At 65.6% G+C, this 12,166-nt stretch carries 11 protein-coding genes and 1 tRNA gene; 3 read left to right on the forward strand and 9 right to left on the reverse strand.

The features are described from left to right. Window positions 1–154: 154 nt before the first annotated feature. Window positions 155–2,020 carry an ATP-binding protein gene (locus B1400_RS06095; protein WP_095613545.1) on the reverse strand — a complete coding sequence of 622 codons (1,866 nt, stop codon included), beginning with the start codon at window positions 2,018–2,020 and terminating at the stop codon, window positions 155–157. 34 nt (window positions 2,021–2,054) lie between these two features. Between B1400_RS06095 and B1400_RS09710 the strand changes: the two genes are divergently transcribed. Together B1400_RS09710 and B1400_RS06100 are read left to right on the forward strand one after the other, a co-directional pair. Next, window positions 2,055–2,348: a hypothetical protein gene (locus tag B1400_RS09710; protein ID WP_157909651.1), complete on the forward strand. Its 294-nt coding sequence runs from the start codon at window positions 2,055–2,057 to the stop codon at window positions 2,346–2,348. A gap of 152 nt (window positions 2,349–2,500) precedes the next feature. Further along, entirely contained in the window at window positions 2,501–3,184 is a 684-nt protein-coding gene (locus B1400_RS06100) for a biotin transporter BioY (RefSeq protein WP_157909652.1), read from the forward strand. Window positions 3,185–3,443: 259 nt separating this feature from the next. Here the strand turns inward: B1400_RS06100 and B1400_RS06105 are convergent, their stop codons facing one another. Next, the gene (locus tag B1400_RS06105) at window positions 3,444–4,433 is read right to left on the reverse strand and encodes a biotin--[acetyl-CoA-carboxylase] ligase (RefSeq protein ID WP_095613546.1); all 990 of its coding nucleotides are present in this window, start codon (window positions 4,431–4,433) and stop codon (window positions 3,444–3,446) included. Window positions 4,434–4,909: 476 nt separating this feature from the next. Between B1400_RS06105 and B1400_RS06110 the strand changes: the two genes are divergently transcribed. Next, window positions 4,910–7,300 carry a DUF6020 family protein gene (locus B1400_RS06110; protein ID WP_133064631.1) on the forward strand — a complete coding sequence of 797 codons (2,391 nt, stop codon included), beginning with the start codon at window positions 4,910–4,912 and terminating at the stop codon, window positions 7,298–7,300. Between the two features lie 322 nt (window positions 7,301–7,622). On the opposite strand, the gene B1400_RS06115 is transcribed toward B1400_RS06110, so the two are convergent. The 7 genes from B1400_RS06115 to B1400_RS06145 all read right to left on the reverse strand — a co-directional run. Next, window positions 7,623–8,405, reverse strand: a complete 783-nt coding sequence (locus B1400_RS06115) for a helix-turn-helix domain-containing protein (protein WP_095613541.1) — start codon at window positions 8,403–8,405, stop codon at window positions 7,623–7,625. 193 nt (window positions 8,406–8,598) lie between these two features. Further along, a complete protein-coding gene (gene rplA / locus B1400_RS06120) occupies window positions 8,599–9,288 on the reverse strand; it encodes a 50S ribosomal protein L1 (RefSeq protein ID WP_095613542.1) in 690 nt (229 codons plus the stop codon). A gap of 14 nt (window positions 9,289–9,302) precedes the next feature. Continuing rightward, window positions 9,303–9,734, reverse strand: coding sequence for a 50S ribosomal protein L11 (gene rplK, locus B1400_RS06125; RefSeq protein ID WP_024541045.1), 432 nt, complete (start codon window positions 9,732–9,734; stop codon window positions 9,303–9,305). A 247-nt stretch (window positions 9,735–9,981) separates the two neighbouring features. Beyond that, on the reverse strand, window positions 9,982–10,908 hold the full coding sequence (gene nusG / locus B1400_RS06130) for a transcription termination/antitermination protein NusG (RefSeq protein ID WP_095613543.1): 927 nt from the start codon (window positions 10,906–10,908) through the stop codon (window positions 9,982–9,984). Window positions 10,909–11,025: 117 nt separating this feature from the next. After that, window positions 11,026–11,256, reverse strand: coding sequence for a preprotein translocase subunit SecE (secE, locus tag B1400_RS06135; RefSeq protein ID WP_095613544.1), 231 nt, complete (start codon window positions 11,254–11,256; stop codon window positions 11,026–11,028). A 44-nt stretch (window positions 11,257–11,300) separates the two neighbouring features. Continuing rightward, window positions 11,301–11,373: transfer RNA gene (locus B1400_RS06140), tRNA-Trp, on the reverse strand. Between the two features lie 459 nt (window positions 11,374–11,832). Further along, window positions 11,833–12,166: aminotransferase class I/II-fold pyridoxal phosphate-dependent enzyme (locus B1400_RS06145; RefSeq protein ID WP_133064632.1), on the reverse strand; the 334-nt coding region annotated here is incomplete at its 5' end.

Below are 12,166 nucleotides of genomic sequence, written 5' to 3' on the forward strand. Positions count from 1 at the left end.
TGCGCCGCCTTGAGCACGGCCGGCCGGATCGGCTGCCGTTCGCCGTCGGTGCCGGTCGCCGCGCCGGCCAGCGTGCGCGCGGCCGCCGCGACGGCGTCGTCGAGCGTGCCGTTCTCGACGAGCGCCTGCAGCGCCGGCGATTCGGTGATGTCGCTCATGCCCGTTCCCCCTTGTCCTGTGCGTCCTTCGTGTTCTTCGCGCCGCGATGCGCGCCTTCGACGTCGAGCGTCAGCAGCGTCTCGCCGCCGTCGACGGCGGATGCGGCGGTCGCGAAGATCTCGTTGACGACGCCGTCGACCGGCGCATAGACGTAGTTCTCCATCTTCATCGACTCGAGCACGACGAGCAGGTCGCCTTTGCTCACATGCTGCCCCGGCGCCACGGTGATGCGGGTGACGATCGCCTGCATCGGCGACGCGATGACGCCGGAACGCTCGTCCTGCCGCTGCCGGCCGCGTTCGACGTGATGCATGCCCTGGCCGCGCAGCGGCTGCGTCGGGCGTTCGGCCGCCCGCGAGCGCGCGCCGCCGGTGAGCGTCGCGACGACGTCGCTCGGCACCGTGAGCACGACGCGCCGATGGTTCATCTCGATGACGATCTCCTCGCTCGGCGTGCGCTCGTCGACGTCCTGCGCGCCCGCGCTCAGCGACGCCGGCTGCCCGGCGCGCGTCGACGCCGGCTCGCGGTTGAGGTATTTGCGTTCGAGCCATTTCGTGCTCACTGCGAAGTCGGCGCCGTGCTCGGCCGTGAATTCGTCGTCGGCGAAGACGGTGCGGTACAGCTCGACCGGCGTCGGCACGCCGGCGATCTCGATCTCGTCGAGCGCGCGGCGCACGCGTGCGACGGCCGTCGCGCGGTCCTGTGCGGTGACGATGAGCTTGCCCATCATCGAATCGAATTTCGGGGAGATCGTATCGCCCTCGAGGACGCCCGAGTCGACGCGCACGCCCGGGCCGCTCGGCCAACGCACCGTCTCGAGCGTGCCGGCGGACGGCGTCAGGTTCGACTTCGGGTCCTCGCTCGTGATGCGCAGCTCGAAGCTGTGGCCGCGCGGCAGGGGCGCCGGCGTGAGCGCGCCGCCGGCGGCGATCGTCAGCTGCTCGCGCACGAGGTCGACGCCGCTGACCTCCTCGCTGACCGTGTGTTCGACCTGCAGCCGCGGATTGACTTCGAGGAAGTACGCCTTGCCGGACGGCGTCACCATGAACTCGCAGGTGCCGAGCCCCACATAGCCGACCGTCTCGAACAGACGGCGCGAGTAGTCCTCGAGCTGTGCGAGGACGTCGTCGGGCAGGAACGGCGCGGGCGCCTCCTCGATGAGTTTCTGGTTGCGCCGCTGCACCGAGCAGTCGCGCGTCGAATAGACGGTGAAACCGCCGTGCATGTCGCGGCCGCACTGGGTTTCGACGTGCCGGCCGTTGTCGATGAATCGTTCGACGAAGTAGTCGGCGAGGTCGCCTCCCTGCGCGGCGTTGTGGTTGAGGTAGAAGCCGCGCAGCTCGTCGTCGCTGCGCACGAGCGTGATGCCGCGGCCGCCGCCGCCGTCGGTGCGCTTGAGCATCAGCGGATAGCCGTGCGTGTGCGCGAAGTCGAGCAGCGGACGCATGCCGACGATGGAGTGCGAGATGCCCGGCACCGGCGGCACCTGCGCCTTCTCGGCCACCTGGCGCGCGCTGATCTTGTCGCCGAGCGCGTCGAGCGCATCCGGCGACGGGCCGATCCAGACGGCGCCTTCGGCGAGCACCTTGCGCGCGAAGGAACTCACTTCGGACAGGAAGCCGTAGCCCGGATGGACGGCGTTCGCGCCCGAACGGCGCAGGATCGCGATGAGCAGGTCCTCGTTGAGATAGGTGTCCGCATAGGTGTCGCCGGACAGCAGGAACGCCTCGTCGGCCATGCGCACGTACTGGCAGTGCCGGTCCTGTTCGGCGTAGACGACGACGGTCGGCACGCCCATCTCCCGCGCCGTGCGCACGACGCGCAGCGCGATCTCGCCGCGGTTCGCGACGAGCAGCTTCATCGGCGAACCGGATGGTGCGGACGGTACGGATGGTGTGGGCATCGCGGACGGCGACGCGGACATGTTCGGCGACGCCGGCATGGTCGGCGATGCGGATGCGGAGGATGCGGACGGCGCCGAGGGGGCGGCGGCGGGCGAGGTCGCGGACGGCATCGCGGTCGGTGCGGCATCCGCCTCAGGCGGCGCGCCTGCTCCGCCCGGCGACCTATGCGCACCGGACGCACGCGCGGTTGGGTCTTGGTCAAGCATGCGTTTCAGCATCCTCTTTTTCGCGGGACGTCGACACTTGCGTTCCCACAAGAATCGCCATCGACTTTTGTGGACGTGAACAAACCCCGGCCGCCGCCCATCTCGTATCGTTGCCGGCGAACCCCGACGCGGCGCCTGCGCCTGAGAGGCCACGGCCACCTGCCGCGTCCCCCGGCGGCAAGCGGCACCCATCGCCGGCACGTCATACAACAGCACACAAAGGACTACGACATGACGATGAACCAACTCCCGAACCACAACGACAGTCTCACTATACGGACATCGGAACTCACCATTCGGCGTGTCGTCGGCGGCATGCTGCCGGTGGCGGTCACGACCGGCGCGCTGTGGGCGGCCGCGGCGATCGGCCGCATCGCGATTCCGGGCACGCCGGTGCCGATCACGCTGCAGACGCTCGTGCTGATGATCGCCGCCGTAACGCTCGACTGGCGGCGCGTCGCGGGCGCGGTCGCGCTCTATCTGACGATGGGGCTGTGCGGACTGCCGGTCTTCTCGGGCGGCATGTCGACGGCCGCGCTCGTCGGCCCGACCTGCGGATTCCTGTACGCGTTCCTGCCGGCCGGCGTCGTCACGTCGCTGCTCGGCGCGCGTGGCGCCCGATTCGCCATGCGCCTCGCTGACGCTTCCGGCTCGCGTACAGCGGGTTCGACCGGCGGCACCGGCGCAAACGCTTGGTTCGCCGCGGCTCTGGTATTCGCCGCATATCTGTTCGCATGCGTGCTCGGATGCGTCCTGCTGCAGGACGGCATCGGCGTGCTCGTGCAGGCCGCGACGACGCATGTGCCGCTGAAGCCGCTTGCGATGGTATCCGCCGCGTTCATCCCCGGCGACCTGGTGAAAGCCGCGTTCGCCGCCTCGCTCGCGACGCCGATCGCGCTCGCCAAACTGCGGTAGGACGCCGGTTGTGATTGTTTTGGGTGCAGCGTGCACCCAAAACGATCACAACCGTCCCTCCGAGCGAACGCTGCAGCCGCACCCCGCACCCGGGACGATCGCAAGCCGAACCGTCAGCGAACGCCAGCGTCACGATCCTCACCCGGAACGATCACAACCGTCCCTCCGAGCGAACGCTGCGGCCGCACCCCGCACCCGGGACGATCGCAACGGCGTCTCCGCTTCCCCGCCAAACGTCCGCCGAACCCGGCCCCGCCGCTCAGCGCGGCATGTTCGGCAGCACGCCCACGTCGGCCGTGCGCACGATCCGCTCCTCGCCGTCGTAGGTCGTCATCGCAAGCGACGCGTCGGCGTTGATGCCGTGCGCGATGCCGTGCTCGGTCGTGCCATCCATATAATGCACTTCGATGGGGTGCCCGAGCGTCCAGCTTTCCTGGACGAGCCTGCGCCGCAGATGCTGCACGTTCGCGTCCGGGTTGAGCCCGAGGTTCCACAGCCGTTCCTCGATGTGCTTCACGGTGCGTGACGCGATGAGGTCCATCGCCGCCTCCGTTCCCGGCCGCTCCCCCGCGTGCTCGGGTTGTGTGATGAGCTGCCACGACGTCGCCTCGTCGGTCGGCAGTTCATCGAACGGCACGTCGATGTTGAGTCCGATTCCGTAGACCACGGCGACGACGTCCGGCGCGGGCACCGTCACGATCTGCGCGAGGATGCCGCCGAGCTTATGCCCGTGGTAGACGATGTCGTTCGGCCATTTGAGCATGACGTCGTCGCGCGCGTCGTCGATGTTCGCCGGATCGCGCACGAGCATCATGTCCGTTTCACTCAGCGTTTCACGCAGCGCGTCGAGCACGGACAGCCCCGCGACCATCTGCAGCCAGCCGTTGATACGCGGATCGCACGCCACGGTCTTCCCCACCGCCGAGACGAACGACATGATGAACGATTTCCCCGGCGCGCTGAACCACGAATGGTCGAGCCTGCCGCGCCCCGCCGTCTGCTCCCGGGCTCTGATGACGGTCATGCCGTCGCGATTCCACTTTCCGCTCGTGATGTATTGCTCGGCGACCGTGTTCGTCGACCCTACCGATCTGAGCGACACGACCTTCGCCGCCGCGCGCGTCAGCGGCAGATCACCGTTGATGACGTTGTCGGAGCGGAACGGATCGTCCCGCTCCGTGCGCCGCACGGCCGCAGCCGTCTCGCCATTGCCGCCGTTTCCGCAGTTGCCGCTGATTCGGTCCGCCATTCGATATCCCTCCGCGTTGATGCCGATGCTTCCTCCATCATGCACCCGCACGTCGATGCGCCGCACGCGCCTGCTCGTTCCTCGCGCCTCCGCATCGCCAGCGCACGCCCTCTCACGATGGAATCGCACCATCATGCACATCCGCACGCTCCGTCGATAACGATCCGCATCCCCCATTCACCGCAAGTCCAACCTTCGCACCCCGATCGAGTACACTCCCCACGTCATCGTCTCAGACACCACGCACACCGCCACTTCGCACTCCGATTGAGCACACCGCTGACGAGCCGCACGTTCCGCTTACCGCCGATCCTGCCTTCACCCGCCCCGCTCCACATACTCGCCGCACCGCGGCTCCACGCGCTTCGCCCACCCGTCGTCGTCCCGCACTTGCGCCCGTCGCATACCCACACGCCCCGTCCACGACGAAGTCGCGCGCGGCCGCCCATTCTGCCGCCGCTTGTACAATCGCGTCTATGGCACGTGAGCATTCCACCGATTCCCATACCTTGACGACCGCGTCGTCCGTCAACGCCGAATCCTCCGCGACCACCACCCCCGCCTTCCGCGCGACGCCGCCGACCTTCGCCGACCGCTGCGGCGCATGCTTCCGTTGGCTGATCGCCGCCCTCGCCTGCGTCTGGATCTCCTGGTGCACGTCAATCGGCCCGCTGATGCGTTCCGATATCGGCCTCGCCGGCTTCGACTGGACGAACGCCCTGCTGTTCCTCGTCATGTTCAGCTGCACTTTCGGCTTCGTGCTGCTGCTCGTCTTCACCGCCCGCCGCCGTGAAGGCATGTGCAGACCCCGCAACCTGACCCGCGTCCGCACGCGCCCCCTTGACACCGACCCCGCCGCCGACTTATCCACATCCGTTTCCACAACCTCCGCATCCTCCACCGACTCCATCCACAACCCTGTGGATACCCATGTGGATGATCACAACGATTCCTCCACAGCCGCAGTTCATTCCACAGCCTCCTCATCCACATCCCCCGCCATCCACACGCGCCGCAACGCATCCGCCGATGATTCCCGCAGTGGTTCCCCCGACACCGCCCGCAGTCGCCTGCGCCCACGCTGCTCCCGCATCGGCGCAGCCGCCTCGCGCGCGATCATCGCCGCGACCTCCGATTGGAAACGCATCTGGCTCGTCCTCGCCATCTGCTGGCTGTGGGTTCCGACGACGCTGCTCGCGGCCTTCGGCGCCGACGTCTATTCGCAGGCCCGTGAATTCGCCTGGGCGTGGAACCAGTGGACGGGCGTCGACCAGCCGTACATCGGCTTCTTCTCCTTCGTCCCGATGGACATCTATCCGACCGCCCATTACATGTGGCCGGAGCAGCCCACCTATCTGACCGACCAACACAACATCGTGCTCACGGTCTTCTATGGCGGCGCGCTCGCGATCTCCCGCTATCTGACCGGTTCGAACGACGCCGGGCTCGTCGTCCTCGCCGTCCTGCAATGGCTGTTCGCCGGTTTCTGCTGCGCGTCCGCCGCGAACCGCTTCTTCAACCTGCCATGGCTCACCCGCCGCTCGCGCGGCCGGGACAAAGCCGACGGTTCCTCGCTGATCGCCTCGGCCGCGACCACGGTCTCCACGCGCATCACCCCCTATTCGGGTACTCCCGCCGGCGCATGCGCCCGCGCGCTCATCATGCTCGTCTTCATCTGCTGCCCGCTCGTGCTGTTCGCGACGATCTCGCTGACGAAATCCCCGCTGTTCGCGTTCGCGTTCACCTGGTGGTTCGGCCTGATGTACGAGCTCTATATGACCTATGTCCCGCGCATCAAGGCCTCCGGCAGCCACCCCGCCACGGTTCCCGCCGCCACGGACAAACCGGCTTCCGCCGCTGGCGCATCGATCGCCGCTGCCGGTCAACAGGTCGGCGCCGCCAATCCCTCTTTCGCCCTCCTCCCCACACGTCGCATCACGATCGTCGCGCTCGTCGTTTCGGTGAGCGTCATGCTGATCAGCGCGAAATACGCGTGGTACATCCTCCTGGCGCAGGTCGTCTTTTCGCTGCTTGCCGACCGGCGCCGCTGGAAGCTCTATCTGGGCGCATTGCTGCTGCCGACGATCCTGATCCACGGCTCAATCGCCGCGTTGATCGCCTCCGGTACGATCATCAGCGGTGACCCGATCGAGTCCCGAGGCATCCAGATCCAGATGATCGCGCGCGTCGCCCATGAAAATCCAAACGCGATCCCGCAGGACGCGCGCGACAAGCTCGCCCCGATCTTCAATCTCGACCAGACCGCGCAGGCCTATCGTCCGCAGGACGCCGACCCGGTCAAATCATCGGGCATCCAGTCGAAGAAGGTCAGCTATCGTTGGCGTTCCGTCACATCCGAGGACATGGACAACTTCAACAAGGCGTGGCTTGAGATCGTTCGCGCCGACCCGCGCACCGCATTCGACGGCCTGTTCGCCAAGAGCTACGGCTACTTCGACATCTTCGATCCGCCCTACGTCCCGATGAGCTACTACATCGACAACGACTACGTCCAGCAGACGAATACGTGGATCAAGTATTACGACCATGACTGGCGCACGAAGGTCGCTGATTTCGCCCGCGGCTGGAGTGGCATCCCCGTGCTCGGCTGGTTCACCCACGGTAATTTCTATGTCACCCTCACACTGCTCATCGGGGCCGCCGAGCTCGCGCTCAAACGTTGGCGCGCGCTGTCATGGCACATGCCGTTGCTGCTGTTGATGGGCGTCATGATCACGGCCCCGGCGAACAACTTCGAGCGCCACATGCTGCCGATCGCCTTCGTCTTCGGCTTCCTGTGCCTGATGTTCCACCGCGACACGCGTCGACGCCTCGACGTGCCCGCGCTCCCCTCGTCAGCGCACTGACCGTGCGGCCGACGCATCGCCGGAACAACTGGATCCGGGCCATTTCTGGGTCTCCGTGCGACCGGTCCGCTCAGAACCGCTCACATCCGCGCATGACCGCACATGCATACCGCCGTGGGGAATGCTTCAAAACCGTATCTGCGTTGAGGGGGGCCAACTTCAGGGAATCGGGCGCGTAGCCCTCTCAGGATCCGCATGATTCCGCCACTGTGAAGGACCGGTTATCGGCCGATACGCCGAAGTTGCTCTCCCTCAACGCAGATACCGATCCGACCATGGCTGCGGCCGCATTCCATAGCCTGCCATCCCCGGCCGGCCTTATCTAGCGATCACGTATTCTGCCGATGGCGATCGCCGTATTGAGCACGAAGGCGTCACGCGGATCGGTGGCATCCCAACCCGTCGTCTCCGCCGCGCGTTTGAGCCGGTAGCGGACCGTGTTCGGATGGATGTTGAGTTCCTTCGCCGTCGCCTCCAGCGATCCGCCGTGCCGCAGGAACGTGGACACGGTCACGAAGGTCGGATCGTCCTCGTTGCTGCCGTGCAGCACCTGGTAGACGTTGCGGTACAGCTCCTCGCGCGCCATGTCGTCGCCGATGAGCGCGCGTTCCGGCAGCAGGTCGTCGGCGCGCAACGGCCGCGCCGGATCGACGATCGACGGTGCGGCCTGCAGCGAGAACAGCGCCTCGCGGATGGCATGGCTTGCGCCTTCGACCCCCTCCCGCATCGGGCTGACGTACACGGCGGAGTCGTCGCTGAACGCCGGCAGCATATTCGTGCAAGCGATGCCCGGCGACACGGCCGCCTGCACCCGCGCGCATACGATGACGAAGGCGCCATAGACGCCGATGAGCGGCGACGCGCCGCCGAGATCCGTGATGACCTGTCCGATTTTCGCCACCGTCGCCGCCATGCTTTCGGCCGGCTCGCCCCCCACGGCAAAGCATTCAAACTGGCCGCGCCATCCGATGACGTTGAGCAACGACGTGACGCGTTCGTCACGCAGTCCGCTGATCAGGCATTCGAACGTGAGCGCCCGGATTGTGCCGTCATCCGTGCGTCCCGCCAACAGTTCCAAGATATCCGCGTGTTCATCGCCCAACATGACTCCGATTCTACCCGCCGAGCGTTCCACGCCGCCGTTCCGTCTCCCATCATCACGATTCGCGCACGCATGCGCGCCACGTCCGGCGCCCGTTTACGAAACATCCCCGCCGGGCGCAATGCCCAGCGGGGATGCCATGTCAGTCAGCCGTAACCAGCCGACCGATCCGAAAACCGAATCAGCGAACGCCGAATCAGATCGAAGCCGGATCGACCGGAACGCCCGGATCCATTGTCGCGGTGATCGTCGCCTTGGTGATGTAGCGGCCCTTGACGGTGGACGGCTTGAGACGCTTGACTTCGTCGGCGATCGCACGGAAATTCTCGTCGAGCGCTTCAGCGGTGAACGAAAGCTTGCCGAAGAGGAAGCTCAGGTTGCCGTTCTTGTCGACGCGGAAGTCGACCTTGCCACCCTTGATGTCCTTGACGGCCTTCGTGACGTCCATGGTCACGGTGCCGGTCTTCGGGTTCGGCATGAGGCCACGCGGACCGAGCACGCGGCCGAGGCGGCCGACCTTGCCCATCATGTCCGGCGTCGCGACGACGGAGTCAAAGTCGAGGAAGCCGTTGGCGACCTGCTCGACGAGATCGTCGTCACCGACGATGTCCGCGCCGGCCTCGAGCGCCTCGGTGGCCTTCGGGCCGCGGGCGAACACGAGGACCTTGGCGGTCTTACCGGTGCCGTTCGGCAGGTTGACGGAGCCGCGGACGAGCTGATCGGCCTTGCGCGGGTCAACGTTGAGGCGCAGCACGGCTTCGACGGTCTGGTCGAAGTTGTACGACGGCATGCTCTTGAGCAGAGCAATGGCCTCTTCCGGCGTGTACAGGTTGTTGCGATCGATGCGCTCGGCCGCTTCGCGATACTTCTTGGAGTGCTTAGCCATCTGTCCCTCTCCTCTCAGTCCGTCACCGTGATGCCCATCGAGCGCGCGGTGCCCTCGATGATCTTCATTGCGGCTTCGATGTCACGAGCGGAAAGATCGGCCATCTTCGTCTCCGCGATTTCGCGGACCTGATCCTTGGTGACCGAGCCGACCTTCGTCGTCAGCGGATTGTCGGCGCCCTTCTGCACGCCCGCAGCCTTCTTGAGCAGCGCGGCCGCCGGCGGGGTCTTGAGGATGAAGTCGAAGGAACGATCCTCGTAAACGGTGATCTCGACAGGGATGATCTGGCCCATCTTGTCCTGCGTCTGCGCGTTGTACGCCTTGCAGAAGTCCATGATGTTCACGCCATGGGAACCCAGAGCCGGGCCCAGCGGCGGTGCCGGATTGGCCTTGCCAGCCTCGATCTGGAGCTTGATCAGCGCCGAGACTTTCTTCTTAGGAGCCATAAGTTGGTTCTTCTTTCTGTGAAGCGGTAAAACGGCGTGTTTCCACGCCTTCCGCAACGTTGTCTTGCTGTGCTGTGCCAGCGGGCGCACTAACATGCACCCTCCAGTCACAACTTTTCCATGATGCCACCTATTCCCGACATTTCCCGATGTCGTGCCGCGCATACGTCCGGCGCTCCGGCCGCCCATAACGAACAACGCGCAGCCGTCCAAAGACGGGCTGCGCGTTGTTCGCCGATTATGCTGCTCAGACGAGCTTCTCCACCTGGTCGAAGCCGAGCTCGACCGGCGTGTCGCGTCCGAAGATCGACACGAGCACCGTGAGCTTCTGCGTCGACGGCTCGACTTCGGAGACGACGGCGGACATCGTCGCGAACGGGCCGTCGGTGACGGTGACCTGATCGCCGACGGCGTACGAGACCTCCATGACGCGCTTCTTCGCGGCGGCCGGCTTGTCGCCTGCCTCCTTGAGCGCCTGCGACGCGATCATCGGCGCCATCATCTGCACGACCTCCTTGCGGCTCAGCGGCGCCGGCTCACGCGTCGGGCCGACGAATCCGGTCACGCCTTCGGTCTCGCGCACGATGCGGCGCGCGTCCTCGTCCGGCCACATGCGGATGAGGACGTATCCCGGCACACGCACACGCGTAACGACCTTCTTGCCCTTTTCGGTGTGCTTTTCGACTTCCTCCATCGGCACTTCCACCTGGAAGATCGTGTCTTCGAGACCGAAGCTGGCGACACGCGATTCGATGTTGCTCTTGACGCGCTTCTCGTATCCCGAATACGTGTGCAGCACATACCATTTGCCGTCGAGCGTGCGCAGGCTCTTCGAGAACTCCTTGACTGCCTTCGCGCCGGCGTCCTCTTCCTCAGCCTCCTCTTCCGCCTCCGCCGCCGGACCATCGTCGTTCACGTCGGCGTTCGCGGTGCCGCTCGATTTCGCGTCCGAGTTGGCGTCCGCCTGCTCGTCGATGCTTTCTTCGATGCTCACGGTCGCAGCCGCGTCGGCGTCGGCGGCCGACGTCTGTTCCGCGGCCTCCACGGAGTCGTACGCGATGCCTTCCGCAACATCCTCGCTCGGCGACGCGGCGGCGACGGCGTCAATCTCCTCCGTCTGTGACTGATCCTGATCAGCCTGATTGAGGTCATCGAGATTCACTTCGTCACTCATGCATGTCCTTTGTGCTGGGGGTTGATTTCAACGATTGAATGTACCAGAAAACGATTATAGCTGGGGTTCCCCCCAGCTATAATCTCAACGTTTGCGCCTGTTTTCGCCTTGGCCGAATCAGCCGAAGATCAGGAAGGCGAGCTTGCCAAGTCCGGTGTCCATCAGCGTGACGAGGATCATCAGTAGCACGACGAAGATGAACGACGCGAGCGACCAGTAGAACAGCTGCTTCCTCGTCGGCGTAACGACCTTGCGCAGCTCATCGATGATCTGCTTGATGAACAGGCCGATGCGCATGAACACGTTCGGTTTCACGACTAGTTCGCCATGATCGGTCTTCTTGGCCATGTTCCCTCCTGAAAGGCATTCGATGAACTTACTCGTTGTCTTTGCAGGGAAGGCGGGACTCGAACCCACAACCTACGGTTTTGGAGACCGTTGCGCTACCAATTGCGCCACTTCCCTAGGTTGATTCTGCGTCCGCCGTTTCCGGCCTTCGCAAAACCGCCAAGTTGAAATAGTAACGTATCCGTCCGACGATGTCCAATCCCGTGTGTTTCCTTCACATTCCGCCCACGTTTCCCCCCGATGCCCCCGTTCGGTCTCACCCGGCTTCGCCAGTCCTCGCCAGGCTTCCCACCTGCCGCCCAGCCTCATCTCCGCCTGCCCCGGCAGTTCCGTCCCGCCCCATCGACACCGTCGACGACCCCGCCCGCAAACTACCCCATTTCCGTCCCGTCCCATCGACCCCACCGACGAACCAACCCACAAACCCACGCGCTTTCACCCACCACACCCGGTCCCATATAGCAGCAAAAAGCGGCGGCCACGCATCTGCGCAACCGCCGCCATGCCGCTTATCGCGGACCGCCGCCGCGGCGGACCGGCACCACCGGATCCGCCGCGAGCGCCGCTATCGCACTCTCAGGCGCGCTTCGCCTCGGCCCATTCCTTGAACCGACGCATGCCTTCCACGATCTGATCGTCCGCCACCGCGTACGAGAACCGCATGTATCCCGGCGCGCCGAAGGCCTCGCCGGGCACCGCCGCCACATGGGCTTCGTCGAGCAGCGCCGCAGCCAGGTCCGACGAGGTCTCGAACTCGAGCCCGTTCGGCCCGACCGGCCTGTTCAGCAGTCCGCGAACGTCGGCGAATGCGTAGAACGCGCCCTTCGGCGTCGGGCAGTACACGCCCTCGATGTCGTTGAGCGCGGACACGATGATGCCGCGGCGCTTGTCGAAGGCCGCACGCATCTGC

The organism is Bifidobacterium italicum (genome assembly GCF_002286915.1).
Lineage (GTDB): Bacteria > Actinomycetota > Actinomycetes > Actinomycetales > Bifidobacteriaceae > Bifidobacterium > Bifidobacterium italicum.